The organism is Comamonas sp. AG1104 (assembly GCF_003350425.1).
Classification (GTDB): Bacteria; Pseudomonadota; Gammaproteobacteria; order Burkholderiales; family Burkholderiaceae_C; genus Comamonas; species Comamonas testosteroni.
On the sequence record NZ_QQAS01000003.1, the window covers coordinates 208538 to 232538 of the forward strand.

Here is a 24001-nt window from a genome sequence, read left to right on the forward strand (position 1 = left end):
CCTCATCGCCCTGACGCTGCCGTGAAACTGCCCACCTCTCTTCGACGACTGAGTACGCTGCAGCTGGCGCTGGGCGTGTCCATCGCCGTCCATGCCGTGTTGCTGACCATCCGTTTCGTGGACCCGGAACGCTTTGAGCGCGTTTTTCAGGACACGCCGCTGGAAGTGATTCTGGTCAACGCCCGCGCCAACGAGACGCCGGACAAGGCCCAGGCCATTGCCCAGACCTCGCTGGCCGGCGGCGGCGATGCCGACCAGGGCCGCTCCACCAGCCCCATGCCCTACTCGGCCCTGACGGCGGTGGGCGATGATTTCGAGGAAAAACAGCGTCAGCTCGATGCCATGCAGGAGCAGCAGAACCAGTTGCTGACCCAGCTGCGCCAGCAAATGGCCGCGCTGCCCCCCATAGACCCGCGCCTGAGTGCCGACAACAAGGCCCTGGAGGCCCAGGAAGAAAAGCGCTTGCAGCTCATCAAGCTGCTGGCCGAGATTGAAAAGCGCATCAACGCAGAAAACGCCCGCCCAAAGAAGCGCTATATCAGCCCCGCCACCAAGGAGGCCGTGTATGCGGTCTACTACGATGCGCTGCGCCGCAAGGTGGAGGACAAGGGCACGGAAAATTTCCCCGAGAACAAGGGCAAGAAGCTGTATGGCGAGTTGGTCATGATCCTGACTGTGAATCATGACGGCCGCGTACTTTCCACCGAAGTTGTGCAGGGTTCGGGCAACCGCATGCTCGATACCCGTGCCGAGGCCATCGCCCGGGCCGCCGGCCCCTATGGCCACTTCGGCCCGGCCATGCGTACCAAGGCCGATCAGATTGCCGTCGTCTCGCGCTTCAGATTCACGCGAGAGCAGACACTGGAAACAGACATAAGGTGACCCCCTGTGCTGCCTTCGGCGCCTTCCCCCGCTCTCGCATCGCTTCGCTTGAGGGCGGGGAACGCAGCCAGCGCAGCGGGACGGCCCTTGCGCGGCTGCCTTGGCTCAGGCTTGGCTGGTTTCGCAGGCCACGCATACCCAACTCTGCTCAGCGATTTCCTTCAGCCTTTTTATGACAAATACGCTTGATGCCTACTGCGTCATGGGCAACCCCGTTGCCCATAGCCGCTCCCCCTGGATTCATGCCCGCTTTGCCGAGCTGACCGGCCAGCCCCTCAGCTACGACCGAGCCCTGGTACCGCTCGATGGCTTTGCCGACTTTGTGCGCGACTTTGCCGCGCGCGGCGGCAAGGGCTGCAATGTGACCGTTCCCTTCAAGCTGCAGGCTGCCGAGCTGGCCACCAGCGCCAGCGAGCGCGTGCGCCTGGCGGGTGCCGCCAACACTCTGGTATTCAGCGCCAACGGCATTCATGCCGACAACACCGATGGCCTGGGCATCGTGGCCGACATCACCCGCAATGCCGGCGTGCCCATCACCGGGCGCGATGTGCTGCTGCTGGGTGCGGGTGGCGCTGCAGCCGGCTCACTTGGCTCGCTGATTGAGCAGCAGCCGCACCGCATCGTCGTCACCAACCGCACACAGGCCAAGGCGGTGGCGCTGATTGAGCAGCACGCGGCCATTGCCGCACTACATCAAGTAGAGCTGGTAGCACTTGAAAGACAAGTGCTTGAGACCGATTTGACCCAAAACTTCGACATCATCATCAACGCCACGGCCAGCAGTCTGGCCGGGGCCGATGTGCCGGCGCCCACCAGCGTGCTGCACGCACGCAGTCTGGCCTACGACATGATGTATGGACCCGCCGCCCAGAATTTTCTGAACTGGGCCAGCAGCCATGGCGCACTGGCGCGTGATGGCCTGGGGATGCTGGTGGAGCAGGCGGCCGAGTCCTTTGCGCTCTGGCGCGGCGTACGTCCGCCGTCGACACAGGTGCTGGCCGAGCTGCGTGCACTGCTGCTCGCCGAAGCGGCCCACTGAGGCGGGCAGATCATGAAAGCTCTGGGCCGACTGTTGCTGCTGATACTCTGCTCGGCCTTGCTGCTGCAATTGTTTTTTGTGGCACGCATCGCAGTCATGGCCTGGCTGGACCCGGAGTCCACCAGCTATCAGCGCTCCGAAGCCTGGCAGCTTGTGCACAGCAGCGAGGGCCTGCGCTGGCGCCAGCAATGGGTGGACTACGACCAGATCTCCGGCAACCTCAAGCGCGCGGTGATTGCCTCCGAGGACGCCGGCTTCATGGAGCATCATGGCGTGGAATGGAATGCCGTTCAGAGGGCATGGCAGCGCAACGCACAAGCCGAGGCCAGGGCCATGCAGGCAGAAAAAGCCGGAAGCAACATCAAGCCAGCCAAGGTCTATGGCGGCTCCACCATCACCCAGCAGCTGGCCAAGAACCTGCTGCTGTCGGGCGAACGCAATTTTCTGCGCAAGGGGCAGGAGCTGGTGCTGGCGCAATTGCTGGAGCTGATGCTGAGCAAACAGCGCATTCTGGAGATCTACCTCAACAATGTGGAATGGGGCCAGGGCGTGTTCGGCGCCGAGGCCGCCGCCCGGCATTACTTCCGCAAGAGTGCCGCCCAGCTCAATGCGGCTGAGGCAGCACGGCTTGCCGCCATGCTTCCGGCGCCCAAGCGCTTCGAGAAAATGCCGCAATCGCGCTATCTGGCGCAGCGCAGCCGCACGATTGCGCGCTATATACCGATGGTGACGCCCCCCTGAGGCGCTTCGCCTGGGCGGCCCCGTGCCCTCCCCCGAGGAAGCGGCTCTTGCTTGCCGCCACCCGTATGGAGCGTGAAGGTTTTGTACGTGGATAATCGATAGCCATGCGAATTCTAGGAATCGACCCCGGCCTGCAGACCACGGGCTTTGGCGTCATCGACATGGAAGGCCAGCGCCTGTCCTATGTGGCCAGCGGCACCATACGCACCAACAAGATGGAGCTCGGCGACCTGCCGGGTCGCCTCAAGGTGCTGTTTGACGGCATCTCCGAGGTCGCTGCCCGCTACCAGCCTGAGGTAGCCTCCGTGGAAATCGTTTTCGTCAATGTCAACCCGCAGTCCACGCTGCTGCTGGGCCAGGCACGCGGCGCTGCGCTGACGGCCCTGGTCAACGCCAATCTCGCGGTTTCCGAATACACCGCCCTGCAGATGAAAAAAGCCGTGGTCGGTCATGGTCGCGCAGCCAAGAGCCAGATTCAGGAAATGGTCAAACGACTGCTGCAACTGCCTGGACTGCCTGGTACCGATGCCGCCGACGCGCTGGGACTGGCCATCACCCATGCCCATGCGGCTGCAGCCATGGGACTGATGGCCAAGTCCACCGATCTGCGCCGCAAGCAACATGCCATGTACCGGGGCGGACGGGTCTATTGAGCCAGTGCGGACCTGAGCCTGATCCACTGCGCGATCCAGGGAAACACATCGGATTGCGCATTGCCGGACATCAGCAACCGACTGTGGCTGTAGTCCTCCGCAAAGCCTGCGGCCTTGCTGCATAGCAGAAACTCCACATCAGGCCCTCCGAAGGCCCTGGCAAGGGCTTCACAGCCCCGCCAGGGAGCGATCACACGGTCCGCAGATCCTGCCAGTGCCAGAACGGGAATCCGAACCTGGGCCAGGCTGCTCGGATAATCCATGCCGTCCTTCCCGACAAAGCTGCGGCGCAGGTTCCAATGGCACCACTGCCGCATCAGGCGAGCGCTTTCCCTCTCGGGACCCACCATTGAGCTTGCGGTCAGCCATTGCCTACGGCCTATCCAGGCCCTGTACCCGTGGATTGCGATCCGCGCTGAAAAGGTTGCAGCGGCATGGGTCGTCTGGGCGGCCAGCAACACGAGACCGGCCAGATGCGCCTGCGCACGCTCGGGCTGGCGCGCTGCCCAGATGGCTGCTGCAATGCCCCCACCACTATGCCCGATGAATACCATGGACCGACCTTGCTCCTGGCGGAGAATCTCTTGAAGAGCGCTGTCAACGTCCTGCTCGGCCACAGTTTCCAGGTCGTAATCGTGGCTGACTGACTGATTCAGCCCATGTCCTCGCCAATCGAAAAGCCAGACGCCAAAACCCTGCGCAGCGAGGAATCGACCCAGCCTCTGGCATGAGGAGGCGCTGGAAAACGTGCCGTGCGTCACGACCACCACCGCCCCCCGCGCGGGGCCGATGCGTGTCAGCACGATGGAATGCCCATCCCCGGTCGTCACATCGACTCTTCGCATATAAGGTCAACCCTCCGTGATCCACTCCCGGTCTGTATTGCTGTGCGTCCGGAGAATGTTCGGCCAGATTCTGGAGATGGTCAATTGCATGACCCAAAATGAGCCTGCTTTAAAGGACTCCTTCCCATACAAAAAAGCCGCGGCATGCCGCGGCTTTTCGAGAGGTGTGTCACGGTTTAGTAATTGCCCAGCACCATGGAGGCGATCACGCCTGTGGCAATGGCCACCAGCAGATAGTCGCCGCCGTTCTGAATCCAGTGATAGCCACGCGGCGGTGCCGACAGGCGGTGACCACGCCAGTCATTCACCACATAGTGCTGGCTGCGGTATTGGGGTGGCACGCGACTGCCCTTGTACCAGTTATGGTCGGGACCACCGCCACGACGACCATTGTCGTGACGATCGGCATGTCGGTCGTCGCGCCTGTCATAGCGCTGCTCATGTCGGCCACGATCATCATGGCGACCGCCATGGCGCATGTCCTGCTGTCCATGACCATTGCCCCGGCCGGGGGGCGGTCCGGGCTGCGCCTGGACGGCCAGACTGCCCAGACCCAGGCATGCGGCAATGGAGGCAGAAAGAATGCGGGTAGTCAAACGGGACATGGGTACTCCTTTGTCGAATCGTTTCGGTCAACAAGGTGTGCGGCCAGTCATGGCGGCCGCAGCGGCTCCATCTTTACCCAATTTCGGCACCGCAAGAAGTGAGCAACTGCCGATTTACCACTTTTTGCGCGCTGTTTACAGAACAGAAACCCATGAAGCGCCAAGCCGGATTTGGCAAGCCGCTATCAATATTCATTAGCTCTCAGATGATGCGCCCGACAAACATCACGGCAAAAAAGGCCAGACCGGCGATCACCGTCCACTTGAACAGCAAAAAACCCAGGCGCTTGTAGTGCGCCTTGCCGGTGCCCAGGTAGAAGGCAAAGCTCAGTGCCGAAGCCAGAATCAGCAAGGCGGCCAGCCAGCGAAAGATCAGCATGGAGGTCTCGCTCACCAGGCCTGGGCAGGCATGGCAAAGCCCTGAGGAGCCTGGCGCTCGCTCTCGAAGGTCACCATCTCCCAGGTCTCGGGCTGGGCGATCATGGCGCGCAGCAGCTTGTTGTTGAGGCCGTGCCCCGAGCGAAAGGCGCTGTAGGCACCGAGAATGGGCTTGCCGATCAGATACAGGTCGCCGATTGCATCGAGTATCTTGTGCTTGGCAAACTCGTCGTCATAGCGCAGGCCGTCGCTGTTCAGGACCTTGTAGTCGTCCATGACGATGGCGTTGTCCAGCCCGCCGCCCAGTGCCAGGCCATTGTTGCGCAGCATTTCCACGTCCTTGGTGAAGCCGAAGGTGCGTGCACGGGCGATATCGCGTGTGTAGTTGTCCAGGCCCATGTCGAACTCCACGCACTGCCCCGTGGAGTCCACTGCGGGGTGAGCGAAGTCGATCTCGAAGCGCAGCTTGAAGCCGTGGTAGGGATCGAAGCGTGCCCATTTGAGGTTCTGGCCTTCACCTTCGCGCACCTCAATCGGGCTCTTGATGCGGATGAAGCGCTTGGGAGCCCTCTGCAACTCGATTCCTGCGCTTTGCAGCAGAAAAACGAACGAGGACGAGGAACCATCGAGAATCGGCACTTCTTCGGCAGTGATGTCCACATAGAGGTTGTCGATTCCCAGACCGGCGATGGCCGACATCAGGTGCTCTACCGTATGCACCTTGGCGCCGCCGCTGCCAATGGTGGAGGCCATGCGCGTATCGGTCACTGCCTCGGCGGAAATGGGGATATCCACAGGCTCGGGCAAGTCCACGCGACGAAACACGATGCCGGTATCAGGCTGGGCAGGGCGCAGCGTCAACTCGACACGCTGGCCGCTGTGCAGGCCCACGCCTACGGCACGGGAAATGGTCTTGATGGTACGTTGCTGAAGCATGCTGATATTTTAAATGGGACAACCCCGAGCCGGCTTACACCGACCCAGGGTTGTCTTAATCGCTGCGATACAGCGAACTGATGGGTCTTCAGTCCTTAACGAACCAAAGGCCTTTGCGGCTGACCTCTCAAATACTGGCGAGCACCAACTCAGAGATGCCGAGCAAGGGCCGCCCCCGCAGCGATGGCGTCGTCCCCCTCCTGCGAAGCGAGAGAGGGGGAAGCGGCGCAGCCGCTCAGGGGGTGTCGGGCTGTCAGTCCGCCTGCTTGCGCAGGAAGGCCGGGATCTCCACATCATCCATGCCGCCAGATGCCAGAGCGCTCACACGCTCCGAAGCCTGGGTGCGGTTGGTGCGCCAGACGCTGGGCACATTGGTGTTGGCCGTGCCGTATTCCATGCCGCCCAGGGGAGGCAGGCCCACGGCCACGTTGTCGGTACCGGTACGCAGACCGCCCTGCACCACCTGGATGTTCTGGCGACGCACATTGGGACGCGACAGGCCGGTGGCCACCACGGTCACGCGGATCTCGTCGCCCAGCGAGTCATCGTAGGCTGCGCCATAGATCACATGCGCATCGGGAGACGCGTAGGCGTTGATGGTGGACATGGCCAGACGCGACTCGGACAGCTTCAGGCTGCCCTTGGCGGCGGTCACCAGCACCAGCACGCCCTTGGCGCCGGACAGATCGATGCCTTCCAGCAGCGGGCAGGCCACGGCCTGCTCGGCGGCGATGCGGGCACGATCGGGACCGGCAGCCTTGGCCGTGCCCATCATGGCCTTGCCTGGCTCGCCCATCACGGTGCGCACGTCTTCGAAGTCGACGTTCACATGGCCGTACTCGTTGATGATTTCGGCAATGCCGCCCACGGCGTTCTTCAGAACGTCGTTGGCATGGGCAAAAGCCTCGTCCTGGGAGATATCGTCGCCCAGCACATCGAGCAGCTTTTCGTTGAGCACAACGATCAGCGAGTCCACATTCGCTTCCAGCTCGGCCAGGCCGGCGTCAGCGTTCTGCATGCGGCGACCACCTTCCCACTCGAAAGGCTTGGTCACCACACCCACCGTCAGAATGCCCATTTCCTTGGCCACTCGTGCGATCACAGGCGATGCACCGGTACCCGTACCACCACCCATGCCTGCCGTAATGAAGAGCATGTGCGCGCCTTCGATGGCAGCGCGAATATCTTCCACAGCAGCTTCCGCAGCATCGCGACCCTTGTCGGGCTTGCTGCCGGCACCCAGGCCGCTGCCACCCAGATGGATGGTGCGGTGAGCGCGGCTGCGCAACAGAGCTTGAGCATCGGTATTGGCCGTAATGAATTCGACGCCCTGGACGCTGCGTTCGATCATGTGGTCGACGGCATTGCCGCCGCCGCCGCCGACGCCGATCACCTTGATCTGCGTGCCTTGGTTGAATTCTTCGGTTTCAATCATGTCGATAGGCATGGTGGTGCTCCTGTTCTCTGTTGGTGGTTGGTCGCTGCTGTGGAAAAGAAATTTCGAACTCTTGAGGTCTTCGCGGTCTTCGTCGTCGATACCGCGAAAAATCCATCTGTGGTGGTCCGGTGATGAACATGCGATAAGTGCTCATATCAGAAGTTCCCCACGATGAAGTCTTTGAACCGGCCAAAAGCGGTCTTCATGGAACCGCTCTTCTGGGCCACCTTGTAGCCACGCAGACGTGCCAGGCGTGCTTCATCGAGCAGGCCCATCACCGTGGCGGCACGGGGCTGGGCGACCATGTCGGCCAGCGCACCGGAATATTTGGGAAGCCCGCGACGCACGGGCTTGAGGAAGATGTCTTCGCCCAGCTCGATCATCCCGGGCATGACGGCGCTACCGCCCGTGAGCACGATGCCCGAGGACAGTACTTCTTCGTAGCCCGATTCTCGGATGACCTGCTGCACCAGCGAGAAGATCTCTTCCACGCGGGGCTCGATCACGCCGGCCAGGGCCTGCTTGCTGATCATGCGCGGGCTGCGGTCGCCCAGGCCCGGCACTTCGACCTGGGCATCGGGATCGGCCAGCAACTGCTTGGCATAGCCGCTCTCGACCTTGATGTCCTCGGCATCCTTGGTGGGGGTACGCAGGGCCATGGCGATGTCGCTGGTGATCAGGTCACCGGCAATCGGGATCACGGCCGTGTGGCGAATCGCACCGCCGGTGAAGATGGCCACATCGGTCGCGCCCGCGCCGATATCCACCACGGCCACTCCCAGCTCGCGCTCGTCGTCGGTCAGCACGGCCTGGGCCGATGCCAGCGGGTTGAGCAGCAACTGCTCGACTTCCAGGCCGCAGCGGCGCACGCATTTGATGATGTTCTCGGCCGCGCTCTGGGCGCCGGTCACGATATGGATCTTGGCTTCAAGGCGAATGCCGCTCATGCCGATGGGCTCGCGCACCTCGTGGCCGTCGATGACAAACTCCTGCGCCTCGACCAGCAGCAGACGCTGGTCGGACGAGATATTGATGGCTTTGGCGGTTTCCATCACGCGGGCCATATCGGTGGACGAGACTTCCTTGTCCTTGATGGCCACCATGCCGCTGGAATTCAGGCCGCGGATATGACTGCCCGTAATGCCGGTGCACACTCGCTGAATCTTGCAATCCGCCATCAGCTCGGCCTCTTTGAGCGCCTGCTGGATGCTTTGCACGGTCGCATCGATGTTCACGACCACGCCGCGCTTCAAGCCGTTGCTGGGGGCTACGCCCAACCCTGCCAGCTTGAGCTCGCCATTGGACATGACCTCGGCCACCACCGCCATGACCTTGGCCGTGCCGATATCCAGCCCAACAATCACATCCTTGTATTCTCTTGCCATATCAGCTTCCGCCCCCGGTAGGTTCTGTCTTGTCTTTGTGTGCGCCTTGCATGTCTGTTCCCCTGCTCCCGCTCATCGTCTGGCCCTGGCAGCAGTTGCCGGCGCGGAGGTTCCAGTGGTCACGCCCTTGAGTCGCAAGGCATAGCCGTCTTCGTAACGCAGGTCTGCAGACTCCAGTGCCGCAGCCGAGCGCTTGTATTGAGAGGTGATCTGAGGCAGCGTGCGCACAAAGCGCTGCACGCGCTGCAATATGTCTTCGGTGGTGCCGCCGCCCAGTTCCAGCAGCGCATCGTTGTCCAGCACCAGCGTCCAACTGCCACGCGCATCCAGAGTCAGGCTGTCCAGTGCCACATCGAGCGGCTTCAAGGCCGGCTCCAGCGCTCGATACATCTGCAGAACACGCGGGGCCGAGCCCTCGGGGCCTTGCAGACGGGGCAGACCTTCGCGGTCCAGTTCGCCCAGATTGGCTTCAAACACTTCACCGGCCTTGTTGACCAGACCGGTGCCGGTCTCGGCCCCCCAGAAGGCCTCGGCCACATGCTCCTTGAGCGCAACGCGCAAGCCGTTCGGATACTCGCGGCGCACCTGCGCCTCCTGCACCCAGGGCACTTGCTCGAATGCGTGCTGAGCCGCCTTCAGGTCCACCGTGAAGAAGTTGCCTTTGAGCACTGGCGCCACATTGGCACGCAGCGTCACGGCGTTGTTATGCACCAGCTCGCCTTCCACCACGATGCGGCCGATATTGAAGGCCGGAGTTCGCATCAACCACCACCCCACGGCCATCACGCACGCCGTCAAGCAGCCCATGAACATCACCGTGGCAGTGATGTTCATGAGCTTGACGTCGAACGGGACGACGGCTGTGGGGTGGTTGCGGTTCATGGCAGCTCCGCTTCTCCATCCAGCGTGCTCATGGCCAGAATGCCAAGGCACAGGTTTTCGTAGCTCACGCCGGAGGCGCGCGCAGCCATGGGGACGAGAGAATGCCCCGTCATGCCTGGAGAGGTATTGATCTCCAGCAAGAAAGGCTTGCGGTCGCTGGCGCGAATCATGATGTCGGCACGCGCCCAGCCACGGCAGCCCAGGGTGCGGAAGGCTTTTTCCACAATGCGCTGGATCTCGGCCTCCTCGGCAGCCGGCAGGCCGCTAGGGCAGTGGTACTGTGTGGTATCCGTGAAGTACTTGTTCTGGTAGTCGTAGTTGCCTTCGGGCGCAACGATTCGGATCACTGGCAGCGCAGCGGCCTTGGCTCCCGTGCCCAGCACGGGGCAGGTGGTCTCGTCACCGGCAATGAACTGCTCGCACAGCACTTCTGCGTCGTATTGGGCCGCCAGCTCGTAGGCCTTGGCGCATTCGTCGGCATTCATCACCTTGGTCAGGCCGATGCTGGATCCGTCGCGTGCGGGCTTGACGATCATGGGAGCGCCCAGGGCCTGCAATGCGTCACGGGTGGCTTCGGCCGAATCGACCATGCGCCAGTCCGGCGTGGGCAGGCCTTCAAAGCGCCAGATGCGCTTGGTCATGATCTTGTCCATGGCGATGCTGGAAGCCATCACGCCCGAACCCGTATAGGGGATGTCCAGCAACTCCAGCGCGCCCTGCACCGTGCCGTCCTCGCCGTAGCGGCCATGCAGCGCGATGAAGCAGCGGTCAAAGCCTTGCACCTTGAGCTGGTCCAGGCCCTGCTCGGCAGGGTCGAACTTGTGGGCATCGACACCCTTGGACTGCAATGCGGCCAGCACGCCAGCGCCGGACATCAGCGAGACCTCGCGCTCGGACGAGCGACCACCCATGAGCACGGCGACCTTGCCCAGTGACTTCACGTCGATATTTGTACCAAACATGCTCATTGCGCGCTCCCTGCGGGCGCAGCCAGCTCTTGTTTCTGAAGCATTTCAACCAATTTTCCAGGCACGGCGCCAATCGACCCGGCCCCCATGCACAGCAATACATCGCCCGCTTGCGCATTGGCAGCGATGGCTGCCGGCATATCGGCAATGTTTTCCACAAATACAGGCTCGACCTTGCCCGCCACACGCAAGGCGCGAGCCAGGGAGCGACCGTCGGCAGCCACGATGGGGGCCTCACCCGCGGCATAGACCTCGGCCAGCAGCACGGAATCGGCGCTGCCGATGACCTTCACAAAGTCCTCGAAACAGTCGCGCGTGCGGCTGTAGCGGTGCGGCTGGAAGGCCAGCACCAGGCGCTGCCCCGGGAAGGCACCGCGTGCCGCAGCCAGCGTGGCTGCCATTTCCACGGGGTGATGACCATAGTCGTCGATGACGGTGAAGGTGCCGCCATTGGCAGCCGGCAGCTCGCCATAACGCTGAAAGCGCCGCCCCACACCCTTGAAACCTTCCAATGCGCGCAGCAGCGCCTCGTCGGAAATCTCGAGCTCCATGGCCACCGCCACGGCAGACAGGGCGTTGAGCACGTTGTGCTCGCCAGGCAGGCTCAGCACGACCTCCAGATCGGGGTAGCTCTGGCCGTTCTGGCGGCGCACGGTAAAGCGCATGCGACCGGCTTCGGCACGCACGTTCACGGCGCGCACCTGGGCATCTTCGGCAAAGCCGTAGGTCGTGACCGGACGCGCCAGCTTGGGCAGGATCTCGCGCACGGCAGGGCTGTCGACGCAGAGAATGGCACGCCCGTAAAACGGCATGCGATGCAAGAAGTCGACAAAAGCCTGCTTGAGACGGCCGAAGTCATGGCCGTAGGTTTCCATGTGATCGGCGTCGATATTGGTGACGACGGCCATCACAGGCAGCAGGTTCAGGAAGGAGGCATCGGACTCGTCAGCCTCGACCACGATGTAGTCGCCCTGACCCAGCTTGGCATTCGCGCCTGCGCTGTTGAGCTTGCCGCCGATCACGAAGGTGGGGTCCAGACCGGCCTCGGCCAGCACACTGGTCACCAGGCTGGTGGTGGTGGTCTTGCCATGCGCGCCGGCAATGGCGATGCCCTGCTTGAAACGCATCAGCTCGGCGAGCATCAGTGCACGAGGAACCACAGGAATCTTTTTCTCGCGCGCAGCCAGGACCTCGGGGTTGTCGCCCTGCACGGCCGTGGATGTCACCACGGCATCGCTGCCAACAACGTTCTCGGCCGCGTGACCGACAAAGGTCTTGATGCCCAGGCCCGCCAGGCGGCGCAGCGTGGCGCTGTCAGCCAAATCCGAGCCTGAGATGGCGTAACCCAGGTTGTGCAGAACCTCTGCAATACCGCTCATGCCGGCGCCGCCAATACCGACAAAGTGAATGTGATGAATGGCGTGTTTCATGCTGCCAACTCCTCACAAGCGGCGACCACCTTCGCGGTGGCATCAGTCTTTTGCATTTTCTTCGCGAGTTCAGCGCGCTCCAACAGCGTCGCACGCTGCATATTTTGTAGCATTTCCGCCAACCCTTGGGCGCTCAAAGTACTTTGAGGCTGTAACCAACCGCCACCGGCATCCACCAGGAAGCGGGCATTGCTGGTCTGGTGGTCATCCACCGCAGCCGGGAAGGGCACATAGACCGCTGCCGCCCCTACAGCAGCGATCTCGGTCACGGTGCTGGCACCGGCACGGCAGACGACGAGATCGGCATCCGCAAAGGCCTTGGCCGTGTCGTCGATGAAAGGGGTCAGCTCGGCCTGTACGCCAGCAGCCTGATAGTTGGCGCGCAGCGCATCGATCTGGGTCGTGCCGCTTTGGTGCAGCACCACGGGGCGTTGCTCGGCGGGCATCAGGGCCAGAGCCTGGGGCACGATCTCATTGAGCGCCCTGGCTCCCAGACTGCCGCCCACCACCAGCAGCTTGAGCGGGCCGCTACGGCCAGCAAAGCGCTGGGCGGGCTCGGCCTGCTCCAGAAACGCTTGACGCAGCGGATTGCCCACCCATTCCCCCTTGGCAAATACCTTGGGAAAAGCCGTGAACACGCGCTTGGCCACCTTGGCCACAACCTTGTTGGCCATTCCAGCCACGGAGTTCTGCTCGTGCAGCACCACGGGCACACCCGAAGCGGCAGCCATCAGGCCGCCGGGCACGGTGAGGTAACCGCCCAGGCCGATGACCACATCGGGCTGCACGCGCTTCATCACGGCACGCGCCTGCGAGAAGGCCTTCGCCAGCCTGAACGGCAGTTGCACCAGGGTCTTGAGCCCCTTGCCGCGCACGCCGCCAAATTCGATGAGCTCCAGTGCGAAGCCCTGGGGCGGCACGATGCGCGACTCCATGGAGCCGGGCGCGCCCAACCAGTGCACATTCCAGCCGCGCGAGCGCAGCTCCTGTGCCACGGCCAGACCGGGGAAGATATGACCGCCGGTACCACCGGCCATCACCAGTGCCGTGCGCGGCTTGTTTGGCTTGATGAGCAGGCTCATGCGTGGCCTCCCTTCATCAGCAGCTTGTTTTCGTAGTCGACTCGGAGCACCACAGCTATCGCAATCAAATTCATCAAAATGGCCGAACCGCCAAAGCTCATTAACGGCAGAGTCAGGCCTTTGGTTGGCAAGGCGCCCAGATTCACACCCATGTTGATAAAGGCCTGGAAGCCCATCCAGATCGCCACGCCCTCGGCCACCAGCCCGGCAAAGACACGGTCCAGCGCGATGGCCTGACGGCCGATCAGCATGATGCGGCGGGTCAACCAGAAGAAGACGGCAGCAATCAGCAGCAGGCCGACCAGACCAAATTCTTCGCCGATCACGGCCAGCAAAAAGTCGGTATGCGCCTCAGGCAGCCAGTGCAGCTTTTCCACGCTGCGGCCCAGGCCCACGCCAAAGATCTCGCCCCGCCCGATGGCAATCAGCGCATGCGAGAGCTGGTAGCCCTTGCCCAGCGCATGCTTCTCATCCCAGGGATCGAGGTAGGCAAAAATACGTTCACGGCGCCACTCCGATGTGGCGATGATCATGCCGAAGGCCAGCACCACCAGCAGCGCGATGATGAAGAACATGCGCGCGTTCACGCCACCCAGGAACAGAATGCCCATGGAGATCACGACGATCACCATGAAGGCCCCCATGTCTGGCTCGGCCAGCAGCAGCACGCCCACTACGACCACGGCCAGGCCCATGGGCAGCACGGCGCGGAAGAAGCGCTCCTTGACCTCCATCTTGCGCACCATGTAGTCGGCCGCGTAGATCAGGATGGAGAACTTGGCCAGCTCGGAAGGCTGGAAGTTCATGATGCCCAGCGACAGCCAGCGACGCGCGCCGTTGACCACCGTGCCCACATGCGGGATCAGCACCGCCACCAGCAACACGATGGAGATCAGAAACAGCTTGCGCGCCACCTTCTCCCAGACATTCATGGGCACCTGGAAGGCCAGCAGCGCAGCCACAAAGGCCATGCCTATCGACATGGTGTGGCGCAGCAGAAAGTGATAGGGCTCGATCTTGCCGAAGCGCGGGTTGTCGGGCATCGCAATCGATGCCGAATACACCATGACCAGACTCCAGGACAGCAAGGCGATGACGACCCAGATCAATGCCTGATCCAGCCCCAGTACGCTTGCCGGAGTACGAGTAGGACGGTCGTACAGCGGCCCGCCCACGCGCACTGGCAGCACGTCGATGGGCTTGTCCCCGACTGTGCGGAACCACGAGCGCATGCGACCGGAGAGGCTGGTCAGGAAGGCGGCTGTCATGCGCCGTCCTCCAGTTGCTGGCCGGCTTCAAGCGCCAGCTCGCGCACCGCTTCCACAAACTGGTGGGCGCGGTCCGCATAGTCCTTGAACATGTCCATGCTCGCGCAGGCGGGCGAGAGCAGCACCGCATCATTGGCATGGGCCAGGCGTGCAGCCTGCTGCACGGCGTCCTGCATGCTTGCGGCATCGACCAGGCTCACGCCGGTGTCGCCCAGTGCCTCGCGAATCAGCGGCGCATCCTGGCCGATCAGCACGGCCGCGCGCACATAGCGCGAGACGGGCGCGGCCAGCGGGGTGAAGTCCTGGCCCTTGCCCAGACCGCCCAGAATCACCACGATGCGGTGGTCCGGCCCCAGGCCCATGAGGGCGGCCACGGTGGCGCCCACATTCGTGCCCTTGCTGTCGTCAAAGTATTCGACATCGCCCACCCGGCCCACGGGCTGCACGCGGTGCGGCTCGCCCCGGTATTCGCGCAGACCGTAGAGCAGCGGTGCCAGCGTGCATCCCGCGCCGGTCGCCAGCGCCAGGGCCGACAGCGCATTGATGGCGTTATGGCGGCCGCGGATGCGCAGCGCATCGGCGGGCATCAGGCGCACGATGTGCAGATCGTCGACGTTCTTGCCCTTGCTGGTTTCGTCGGCCTCATGGGCGCGCACCAGCCATGTCATGCCGTTGACCACCTCAAGGCCGAAGTCGCCTGGGCGGCGCGGCATGTCGCCGCCAAAGGTGACATGGGCACGCTGGAACGTCTTGCCGCGCTTGCCGGGCACCGCCACGGGCGCGGGCAGCATGGCCATGACGACGGGGTCTTCACGGTTGAGGACCATCAGAGCCTGCTCGCCGAAGACATGGGCCTTGGCATCGGCATAGGCCTGCATGCCGCCATGCCAGTCCAGATGGTCCTGGGTGATATTGAGCACCGTGGCTGCCGTGGGCTCGAAGCCGCGGCAGTCGTCGAGCTGAAAGCTGGACAGCTCCAGCACCCAGGCCTGGGGCAGAGTCTCGGCATCGATGCGCCCGGACAGGGTGTCGAGCAGCGTGGGACCGATATTGCCGGCCACGCCCACGCTCAATCCGCCATGCTCCAGCAGCTGACCGGTCAGCGAGGTGACCGTGGTCTTGCCATTGGTGCCGGTGATGCCCAGCACCTTGGGTGCATAGCCATGAGCTTCGCGCAGGCCCTTGAGCGCAAAGGCAAACAGGTCCAGCTCGCCCCCCGTGGGCAGGCCGATGCTGCGCGCGGCATTGAAGACTGGCGCCACGCTGGCCGGGCTCAGGCCCGGCGAGCGATAGACGGAGCTCAGGCTCTGGCCGTCGACCAGAGCCGCCGTGAACTCGCCTGCGACAAAGCGCGCGCCGGGCAGCTCGGTCTGCAGCGCGGACAGATAGGGTGGGGCTTCACGCGTGTCGGCCACCGTGACCTCGGCTCCGGCACGCACGCACCAGCGGGCCATCGCAATGCCCGAGATGCCCAGGCCCAGAATCAGCACGCGCTGCCCCTGCAGGTGCTGCGCCGCGCCTTGCGGCCAATGCACGGGGACAGGCGGCAGCTCCACCACCTCCTGCTGCTCGGCCTCGGGCTGCGGCTCGGCGGCAGTCACTTCGGCGTCGGCCGCGTCGGAGATGCTGGGGTCGGCAAAGATCTGCGCCACAAAGGCGGCCGCGTCCCTGGCTGCCGTCAAGGTGGAGATATCGGGCACCGGCTCGGCATCCAAGGTCTTGGCAATGATGACAGACGCTTCCATTTCAGGAGCATCCTGCGCTTTCTCCTGAATCATTTCAGACATATTTCCATCCGAAATGCTTTGAAGATCAACGGAAGGTGCTTGCATTTGCATAGCGCCCGATTCCACTTCCGGCAGCAGAACCTGATCATCGAGCTTGAGGTCTTCGTCTTGCATGGCGATTACCTCAGCTTCAGGGTGGACAGGCCCAGCAGGCACAGCAGCATGGTGATGATCCAGAAGCGGATCACGACCTGGGTTTCCTTCCAGCCGCTCTTTTCAAAGTGGTGGTGCAGCGGCGCCATCTTCAGCAGGCGGCGGCCCTCTCCATAGCGCTTCTTGGTGTACTTGAAGTAAGTCACCTGCAGCATCACCGAGATGGCTTCCGCCACAAAGATGCCGCCCATCACGGCCAGCACGATTTCCTGGCGCACGATCACGGCAATCGTGCCCAGAGCGGCGCCCAGCGCCAGCGCGCCCACATCGCCCATGAAGACCTGGGCGGGGTGCGCGTTGAACCAGAGAAAGGCCAGACCTGCGCCTGCCATGGCGCCGCAGAACACCATCAGCTCGCCCGTGCCGGGGATGCTGGGAAACAACAGATAACGCGCATAGGTGGCGTTGCCGGTCACATAGGCGAAGATGCCCAGCGCCGTGCCCACCATGATGACGGGCATGATGGCCAGACCGTCGAGGCCATCGGTCAGATTCACGGCATTGCTGGCGCCCACGATGACCAGATAGGTCATGACGATGAAGCCCAGAACGCCCAGCGGGTAGCTGACTTCCTTGAAGAAGGGCACCATCAGGCCGGCCTTGGGCGGCAGGTCCATGGAAAAGCCCGACTGCACCCAGGAGACGAACAGCGCAAACACCTCGGCATTGCTGTTCTCGGAGATGCAGAACACCAGATACAGGGCGGCCAGCAGACCAATGACGGACTGCCAGAAATACTTCTCGCCCGAGCGCATGCCCTCGGGGTCCTTGTTGACGACCTTGCGCCAGTCGTCCACCCAGCCAATCGCGCCGAAGCCCAGCGTGACCAGCAGCACGATCCAGACAAAGCGGTTGGACAGGTCAAACCACAGCAGGGTGGACACGGCAATCGAGAACAGAATCAGCACACCGCCCATGGTGGGCGTGCCGCTTTTGACCAGATGGGTCTCCATGCCGTAGCCACGCACGGGCTGACCGATCTTGAGTGCGGTCAGCATGCGAATTGCCCTGGGGCCGACGATCAGGCCGATCAGCAAGGCGGTGACGGCAGCCAGCACGGCGCGCAGCGTCAGGTACTGGAAGACGCGCAAGAAGCCGAACTCCGGCGAGATACCCTGCAGCCATTGAGCCAGCATCAGCAGCATGCGGCCTCCCCGCAGTTGCCCTGCTTCTTGTCTGCGCAGGCCTCAATGCTCTGCACCACTTGCTCCATCTTCATGAACCGCGAACCCTTGACCAAAACACTACCTACTTTGGGTAAAACTGCGCACACCGCCTGCTGAAGGGCGGCCATGCTATCAAAATACTGAGCACCACTGCCAAAGGCAGAAGCAGCAAACGAGCTCTGGTCACCCAGAGCAAAGAAATGGGCAATCCCTGCCTGCTGCGCCAGCGCGCCGGCCTCGGCATGGAACTGCGGGCCGTTATCGCCCACCTCCCCCATATCGCCCAGCACCAGCAACTGCGGTGCGGGCAGCTCGGCCAGCACGGCAATGGCAGCAGCCACGGAATCGGGATTGGCGTTATAGGTGTCGTCGACCACCGTAACGCCTTGACCATTGATCTGCACAGCCAGCGCACGCGAGCGGCCGGTCACGGGCTCGAAGCCGGACAGCCCCTTCGCAATGGCCGCCAGAGACACACCGGCGGCATGGGCACAGGCAGCCGCGGCCAGTGCGTTGCGCACATTGTGGCGGCCGGCAATATGCAGCTGCACCGCAGCCACGCCCTGCGGCGTGTTCAGTGCAAAGCTCCAGGCTCCATTGGCCCAGACCACATCGCCAGCAAAAACCTGGGCCCCATCAGTGGCCTCGCCAAACATCAGATTTGGGCGACCGGCGCTCAGCTCCGTCCACAGCGGTGTGTATTCATCTCCTGCTGGGAAGATGGCCACGCCGTCCTTGGGCAGAAAGCGCAACACCGAACCGTTTTCACGCGCAACGGCTTCCACCGTGCCCATGAACTCCTGGTGTTCGCGCTGGGCGTTGTTGACCAGGGCCACCGTGGGCTGGCCGATGGCAGCCAGCTCGGCAATCTCGCCGGGGTGGTTCATGCCCATCTCCAGCACCGCAATGCGATGTGCGCCGCTCATGCGCAGCAGGTTCAGCGGCATGCCGATGGAGTTGTTGAAATTGCCGCGCGTGGCCAGTGCTGCCTCGCCCTGCCCGCCCACGTGCGCGCGCAGGATGGACGCGATCATCTGCGTGACCGTGGTCTTGCCATTGCTGCCGGTCACGGCAATCAAGGGTAGATCGAACTGTGCACGCCATGCTCGTGCCAGCGCGCCCAATGCCAGCAGCGTATCCGGCACTTCGATGCCAGCCATGCCTGCGGCCTCCAGTCCATGGCTGGCAATGGCCGCCACAGCACCGGCGGCCTGCGCTTGCGGCAGAAAATCATGGGCGTCAAAACGCTCGCCCTTCAGGGCCACGAACAAGTCCCCGTTCTGCAACGTGCGCGTATCGGTGTGCACGCGTGCCAGCTCCAGCTGGCCGTTGCCAACCAGGCGGGCTTGGGGGATATGCGTCTGGATCAGCTCCAGCGCTTTTACCAGGGTCATCATGACCGAATCTTTCCTTCGCGGGCTGCGAGCGCCTTGTGCGCCTCAGCCATGTCGGAGAACGGATGGCGCACGCCCTTCGTCTCCTGATAGTCCTCATGTCCCTTGCCGGCAATCAGCACCACATCGCGCGCATCGGCACGGGCAATGGCTTGGGCAATGGCCGCCGCGCGGTCGGCCTGAACATGCAATGTCTCGCCCGCCTGCATGCCGGCCAGAATCTGGTCGATGATGCTTTCGGGCACCTCACTGCGCGGGTTGTCGCTGGTGACGAAAACGCCGTCAGCATTCGCCTGTGCGGCCTGCCCCATCAGCGGGCGCTTGCTGTTGTCCCTGTCACCACCGCAGCCAAACACGCACCACAGCTTGCCCTGGCGCTGGCGCGCTGCAGGCTGCAAGGCGCGCAGGGCTTTTTCCAGCGCATCGGGGGTATGGGCATAGTCCACGGCCACCAGAGGCAGGCCAGGCTTGACGATCTGCTGCATGCGACCGGGCACGGGCTCCAGATCTGCACAGGCCTGCACGGCCTGCTCCAGCGTCAGTCCCAGGCAGCGCAGCGTGGCCAGCACCCCCAGCAGATTGGAGACGTTGTACTGGCCGACCAGACGCGTATTCATGCGCAGGCTGTGACCGGCTTCCAGCACGGTAAAGCTCAGGCCTTCGTCGCCCAGTCCGATGTCCTTGGCCTGCAGTCGCGCAGGTCCTTGAATGGAAACACTCCAGACATCCATCGCACGGCCCTGCAGCCTGGCCCAGAGCCTGGCGCCGTGTGCGTCATCGATATTGACCACAGCCGCCGGCAGGCCGGGCCAGTCGAACAACTGGGCCTTGGCCTGCCAGTAGGCATCCATGCTGCCGTGGTAGTCCAGATGGTCCTGCGTGAAATTGGTGAACAGGGCCACGCGAATCTTGCTGCCGTCCAGGCGATGCTCGACGATGCCAATGGACGATGCCTCGATGGCGCAGGCCGCGAGGCCCTGGTCGGCATAGCTGCGGAACGCGCGCTGCAGCAGCACCGGGTCCGGGGTGGTCATGCCCGTCGACTCCAGCGCAGGCGGTACGCCCACACCCAGGGTGCCCACCAGCGCACAGCCGGTGCGCGCGTTCAGCGTCACTTTCGAGAGCGCATGCGCCAGCCACCAGGCGGTGGTGGTCTTGCCGTTGGTGCCGGTCACGGCCAGCACGTCGAGCTCGCCGCTGGGATGTGCAAACCATTGGTCGGCAATCAGTCCCGTCGCGGCCTTCAGACCCTTGAGAGCTGCAATACGGCCACCGCTCAGATCGAAGGCCTGCAGGCCGTCGGCCTCCACCAGCACGGCAGCGGCGCCCTGCTCCAGTGCCTTGCCCACATAGGCTCGGCCATCAGTGGCAGCTCCGGGCCAGGCGACAAAGGCATCGCCTGCCTTGACCTTGCGACTATCGGTCTGCAGGTCACCCTGCACGCGGCTGCGCAGCCAGGCAACGGCCTCGGCTGCATTGTTCAGGATTTGAATGGGGGTGCTCATAGCACAGGCTCCTCAGCGGGTGCAGCCACGATCTGAGGCTTGACTTCCTTGTCGGGCTGAACGCCCATGAAACGCAATGTCTGCTGGACCACGTCCGCAAACACCGGGCCGGCCACCGTGCCGCCGTAGTAGGAACCTGTCGTAGGCTCGTCCACCATCACGGCAACGATGATGCGCGGCTTGTCGATGGGAGCAATGCCCGTGAACCAGGCGCGGTACTTGCCCGCGGCATAGCTCTTGCCCACCTGCTTGCGGGCAGTGCCCGACTTGCCGCCAATGGTGTAGCCCTCGGCCTGGGCCTTCTGGCCGGTACCGCCTGGACCGGCAGCAAGACGCAGCATGTGCAGCACCGCCTCGGCGTTTTCCTTGGAGATCACACGCACGCCCACGGGAGGCTCGCTTGTTTTCAGAATCGTCGAGGGAATGACGTTGCCGTCGTTGGAGAACACGGTGTAGGAACGTGCCATCTGGAACAGCGAGGCCGACAGGCCATAGCCATAGGACATGGTGGCCTGCTCGATAGGCTTCCAGGTCTTCCAGGCACGCAGACGACCCGAGACCGCGCCCGGGAACTGGATCTGAGGCTTCTGGCCGAAGCCCAGCGCACTGAAGTACTCCCACATTTCCTGGGCTGAGAGCTTTTGCGCCACCTTGGTCGCGCCCACGTTGCTGGACTTCTGGATCACACCCTCCACCGTCAGCGCGCCGTAGTTGTGCGTGTCGGTGATGGTGGAGCCCGTCACCGTGTAGCGGCCCGGTGCGGTATCGATGATGGTGCTCGGCTTGACACGCTTGAGCTCCAGGGCGGCGGCCACAGTGATGGGCTTCATGGTCGAACCCGGCTCGAAGGTGTCGGTCAGCGCGCGATTGCGCAGCTGCTCGCCCGTCAGGTTTTTGCGGTGGCCGGGGTCATAGCTGGGATAGTTCGCCAGGGCCAGCAACTCGCCGGTGTGCGCATCCATGACCACCACGCTGCCTGCCTTGGCCTTGAAGGTCTCGACCTGCTGCTTGAGTTTCTGGTAGGCGTAGTACTGGACCTTGCTGTCAATGGACAGCTGAATGTCCTGACCGTCCTGAGGCGGCACTTCATCGCCCACGCCCTCCACCACGCGGCCCAGACGATCCTTGATCACACGACGCGAACCAGCCTTGCCGGCTAGTTCCTTGTCAAACGCCAACTCCATGCCTTCCTGACCATGGTCTTCCACATTGGTGAAACCCACGATATGCGCCGCAGACTCCCCTTCGGGGTACTGGCGCTTGTATTCCTTGCGGTTGTAGATGCCCTTGATATTGAGCGCCACGATCTTCTGGCCCACGTCCCAGTCCAGCTGACGCTTGACCCAGACAAAGGTCTTGTCCTCGACATCCAGCTTCTCCATCAGGGAGCGCAGCGGCATGTCCATGAGGCGTGCCACCTCCTTGAGCTTTTGCTGGACTTCAGGATCCTTCAGATCCACGTCCTCGGGAATAGCCCAGATACTGGCCGCTGGCACGCTGGACGCAAGAATCAGGCCGTTGCGATCCAGCAAACGGCCACGATTGGCTGGCAGCTCCAGAGTACGCGCAAAGCGCACCAGACCCTGACGCTTGAAGAAGTCGTTGCCGAAGACCTGCACATAGGCTGCACGCGCACCCAGGCCCACAAAACCCAGCGCCAGCGCAGCCACAATGAACTTGCTGCGCCACAGCGGTGTTTTCGAAGCCAGCAAAGGGCTGGTGGTATAGAGCACGCTGCGTGTCATTGCGCAGTTCCTGCAGCCGTTTCATGCACGTACTGCGTAATCGCCTGAGAAGCCTGCTTCATCTGCAGCTTTTCTCGCGCCACTGTCTCGATGCGCTGAGGCGTGGCCTGGGCGCGTTTTTCCACCTGCAGGCGCAGCTGATCCGTCGCCAGCCGACGCGCCTCTGCCTCGGCGCGGTCCAGCTCGGTGAACAGGCGGCGCGACTCATACTGGGTGTGCACCAGAAAAATGGCGCTGGTCATGACCGCCAGCAACAGCAGCAGGTTTATGCGCAGCATGGCAGCCCTCCCGCAACCGTGCTTGCAGCGGCATGGCGATACATCATGCAGGCACCTCGGTGCGCTCTGCGACGCGCATCACGGCAGAGCGCGAGCGCGGATTGGCATCCACCTCGGCAGCACTGGGCTTGATGCGCTCCAGCGCCTTCAGACGCATGGGCGTGGGAGGCGCAAACGGTGCACGGCGGTCGTAGACCTCCTTGGAATGCTTGGCAATGAACTGCTTGACGATGCGATCTTCCAGTGAGTGGAAGCTGATCACGGCCAGACGGCCGCCGGGGGCCAGCACGCGCAGACTGGCTTCTAGCGCTTGCTCAAGCTCCTGAAGTTCGGCATTGATGAAAATCCGAAGAGCCTGGAAGGTCCGTGTTGCCGGGTTCTGCCCAGCCTCGCGGGTCTTGACCGCGCCAGCCACGAGTTGGGCCAGCTCGGCAGTGGTGCGTAATGGGCCCTGGCTTTCGCGCCGAGCAACAATCGCCTTTGCAATGGGGCCAGCAAACCGTTCTTCGCCGTAGTCACGTATCACCTCCGCAATCTGCTGCACTTCCGCATCTTCAAGCCACTCGGCCACGCTCTGACCACGCGTGGTGTCCATGCGCATGTCGAGGGGGCCGTCAAAGCGGAAGCTGAAGCCCCGGTCCGGGTTGTCGATCTGGGGCGAACTCACCCCCAGGTCCATCAACACCCCTTGCACACTGCCTTCGGGCAGTTCGCCCAGGTGGCGAAATCCTTCATGCCGAATCGAAAAACGCGCATCGGTGATGCGCGCCGCCTCAGCAATTGCGTCCGGGTCTTTGTCGAACGCGATCAAGCGCCCGTCCGGCCCCAGCCTTTGCAAAATGAGCCGGGAATGACCACCTCGACCGAACGTCGCATCGACCCACTGGCCGGCGGGCGGCTCGGCGGCACCACCCAGCAGGGCGTCCACGGCCTCATCCAGCAAGACGGTGATATGTTGCAACGGCTGATTCACAAGCACTTCCTACAAAACAAAATCCTGGAAAGCCGCCGGCATCGGTTGCTGGCGCGCTTCCGCTTCGCGCATTTCATAAGTGGCCTTGTCCCAGACCTCGAAATGCGCCCCCATGCCCAGCATCAAGACCTCTTTGGTCAGACCTGTGGCCTCACGCAACTCGGGCGAAATCAGCAGCCGACCGGTTGCATCCATCTCCGCATCCATGGCATTGCCCAGAAAAATCCGCTTCCACCACTGAGCCGTGATCGGCAGTTGCGCGACGCGTTCGCGAAACTGCAGCCACTCGGGGCGCGGAAACAGCAACAGACAGCCATCGGGATGCTTGGTGAAAGTGACCTGCCCCTCAGCCAAGGACAAAAGGGCGTCACGATGCCGGGTCGGCACTGAGAGCCGCCCCTTTCCATCGAGATTCAGCGAAGACGCCCCTTGAAACACGGCAAGTTACTCCGGTCATCTGGAGCCGCT

Annotated in this window: 23 protein-coding genes; 4 read left to right on the forward strand and 19 right to left on the reverse strand. The window is 63.0% G+C overall.

The features are described 5' to 3' along the window. Nucleotides 1-21 precede the first annotated feature (21 nt). From DFO48_RS09460 to ruvC, 4 genes are all read left to right on the forward strand, one after another. A complete protein-coding gene (locus DFO48_RS09460; RefSeq protein ID WP_114863218.1) occupies nt 22-882 on the forward strand; it encodes an energy transducer TonB in 861 nt (286 codons plus the stop codon). A gap of 172 nt (nt 883-1054) precedes the next feature. Further along, nucleotides 1055-1921, forward strand: a complete 867-nt coding sequence (gene aroE, locus DFO48_RS09465; RefSeq protein WP_114863219.1) for a shikimate dehydrogenase — start codon at nt 1055-1057, stop codon at nt 1919-1921. Between the two features lie 12 nt (nt 1922-1933). After that, on the forward strand, nt 1934-2662 hold the full coding sequence (mtgA, locus tag DFO48_RS09470; RefSeq protein WP_114863220.1) for a monofunctional biosynthetic peptidoglycan transglycosylase: 729 nt from the start codon (nt 1934-1936) through the stop codon (nt 2660-2662). 104 nt (nt 2663-2766) lie between these two features. Beyond that, nucleotides 2767-3315, forward strand: a complete 549-nt coding sequence (gene ruvC / locus DFO48_RS09475) for a crossover junction endodeoxyribonuclease RuvC (protein WP_003081116.1) — start codon at nt 2767-2769, stop codon at nt 3313-3315. Here ruvC and DFO48_RS09480 read toward each other — a convergent pair. The 19 genes from DFO48_RS09480 to mraZ form a co-directional block, all read right to left on the reverse strand. Then, nucleotides 3309-4160 carry an alpha/beta fold hydrolase gene (locus DFO48_RS09480; protein WP_114863221.1) on the reverse strand — a complete coding sequence of 284 codons (852 nt, stop codon included), beginning with the start codon at nt 4158-4160 and terminating at the stop codon, nt 3309-3311. The two genes, ruvC and DFO48_RS09480, sit on opposite strands and share 7 nt — an antisense overlap. 176 nt (nt 4161-4336) lie before the next feature. Further along, the gene (locus DFO48_RS09485) at nt 4337-4765 is read right to left on the reverse strand and encodes an RcnB family protein (RefSeq protein WP_114863222.1); all 429 of its coding nucleotides are present in this window, start codon (nt 4763-4765) and stop codon (nt 4337-4339) included. A 202-nt stretch (nt 4766-4967) separates the two neighbouring features. Continuing rightward, nucleotides 4968-5144, reverse strand: a complete 177-nt coding sequence (locus DFO48_RS25420) for a hypothetical protein (protein ID WP_169315354.1) — start codon at nt 5142-5144, stop codon at nt 4968-4970. 11 nt (nt 5145-5155) lie between these two features. Next, nucleotides 5156-6079 carry a UDP-3-O-acyl-N-acetylglucosamine deacetylase gene (gene lpxC / locus DFO48_RS09495; protein WP_003081124.1) on the reverse strand — a complete coding sequence of 308 codons (924 nt, stop codon included), beginning with the start codon at nt 6077-6079 and terminating at the stop codon, nt 5156-5158. Between the two features lie 253 nt (nt 6080-6332). Then, on the reverse strand, nt 6333-7526 hold the full coding sequence (gene ftsZ / locus DFO48_RS09500) for a cell division protein FtsZ (protein WP_003051295.1): 1194 nt from the start codon (nt 7524-7526) through the stop codon (nt 6333-6335). Between the two features lie 146 nt (nt 7527-7672). Further along, the gene (ftsA, locus tag DFO48_RS09505) at nt 7673-8902 is read right to left on the reverse strand and encodes a cell division protein FtsA (protein WP_003051293.1); all 1230 of its coding nucleotides are present in this window, start codon (nt 8900-8902) and stop codon (nt 7673-7675) included. A gap of 72 nt (nt 8903-8974) precedes the next feature. Beyond that, the gene (locus DFO48_RS09510) at nt 8975-9784 is read right to left on the reverse strand and encodes a cell division protein FtsQ/DivIB (protein ID WP_003081127.1); all 810 of its coding nucleotides are present in this window, start codon (nt 9782-9784) and stop codon (nt 8975-8977) included. Beyond that, on the reverse strand, nt 9781-10752 hold the full coding sequence (locus tag DFO48_RS09515; protein ID WP_114863223.1) for a D-alanine--D-alanine ligase: 972 nt from the start codon (nt 10750-10752) through the stop codon (nt 9781-9783). Before DFO48_RS09515 ends, DFO48_RS09510 begins: the two co-directional genes overlap by 4 nt. Then, a complete protein-coding gene (gene murC / locus DFO48_RS09520) occupies nt 10749-12182 on the reverse strand; it encodes a UDP-N-acetylmuramate--L-alanine ligase (RefSeq protein WP_003081129.1) in 1434 nt (477 codons plus the stop codon). The genes DFO48_RS09515 and murC overlap by 4 nt, the downstream gene beginning before the upstream one ends. Beyond that, nucleotides 12179-13264 (reverse strand): undecaprenyldiphospho-muramoylpentapeptide beta-N-acetylglucosaminyltransferase, encoded by a 1086-nt coding sequence (gene murG / locus DFO48_RS09525; protein ID WP_114863224.1) that lies wholly within the window; start codon nt 13262-13264, stop codon nt 12179-12181. The genes murC and murG overlap by 4 nt, the downstream gene beginning before the upstream one ends. Then, nucleotides 13261-14532 carry a putative lipid II flippase FtsW gene (gene ftsW, locus DFO48_RS09530; RefSeq protein WP_003081131.1) on the reverse strand — a complete coding sequence of 424 codons (1272 nt, stop codon included), beginning with the start codon at nt 14530-14532 and terminating at the stop codon, nt 13261-13263. Before ftsW ends, murG begins: the two co-directional genes overlap by 4 nt. After that, nucleotides 14529-16433 (reverse strand): UDP-N-acetylmuramoyl-L-alanine--D-glutamate ligase, encoded by a 1905-nt coding sequence (gene murD / locus DFO48_RS09535; protein ID WP_114863225.1) that lies wholly within the window; start codon nt 16431-16433, stop codon nt 14529-14531. Before murD ends, ftsW begins: the two co-directional genes overlap by 4 nt. 5 nt (nt 16434-16438) lie before the next feature. Further along, nucleotides 16439-17617 carry a phospho-N-acetylmuramoyl-pentapeptide-transferase gene (gene mraY, locus DFO48_RS09540; RefSeq protein ID WP_003081135.1) on the reverse strand — a complete coding sequence of 393 codons (1179 nt, stop codon included), beginning with the start codon at nt 17615-17617 and terminating at the stop codon, nt 16439-16441. Then, entirely contained in the window at nt 17608-19035 is a 1428-nt protein-coding gene (gene murF / locus DFO48_RS09545) for a UDP-N-acetylmuramoyl-tripeptide--D-alanyl-D-alanine ligase (RefSeq protein WP_114863226.1), read from the reverse strand. Before murF ends, mraY begins: the two co-directional genes overlap by 10 nt. Beyond that, nucleotides 19032-20537 carry a UDP-N-acetylmuramoyl-L-alanyl-D-glutamate--2,6-diaminopimelate ligase gene (locus tag DFO48_RS09550; RefSeq protein ID WP_114863227.1) on the reverse strand — a complete coding sequence of 502 codons (1506 nt, stop codon included), beginning with the start codon at nt 20535-20537 and terminating at the stop codon, nt 19032-19034. Before DFO48_RS09550 ends, murF begins: the two co-directional genes overlap by 4 nt. Further along, nucleotides 20534-22282, reverse strand: coding sequence for a penicillin-binding protein 2 (locus tag DFO48_RS09555; RefSeq protein WP_003081140.1), 1749 nt, complete (start codon nt 22280-22282; stop codon nt 20534-20536). Before DFO48_RS09555 ends, DFO48_RS09550 begins: the two co-directional genes overlap by 4 nt. Beyond that, complete coding sequence (ftsL, locus tag DFO48_RS09560; RefSeq protein WP_003081142.1) at nt 22279-22560, reverse strand: cell division protein FtsL; 282 nt, start codon at nt 22558-22560, stop codon at nt 22279-22281. Before ftsL ends, DFO48_RS09555 begins: the two co-directional genes overlap by 4 nt. Before the next feature lie 43 nt (nt 22561-22603). Further along, nucleotides 22604-23533: a 16S rRNA (cytosine(1402)-N(4))-methyltransferase RsmH gene (gene rsmH / locus DFO48_RS09565; protein WP_003081144.1), complete on the reverse strand. Its 930-nt coding sequence runs from the start codon at nt 23531-23533 to the stop codon at nt 22604-22606. A 9-nt stretch (nt 23534-23542) separates the two neighbouring features. Further along, the gene (mraZ, locus tag DFO48_RS09570) at nt 23543-23971 is read right to left on the reverse strand and encodes a division/cell wall cluster transcriptional repressor MraZ (protein WP_003051254.1); all 429 of its coding nucleotides are present in this window, start codon (nt 23969-23971) and stop codon (nt 23543-23545) included. Between the last annotated feature and the right edge of the window lie 30 nt (nt 23972-24001).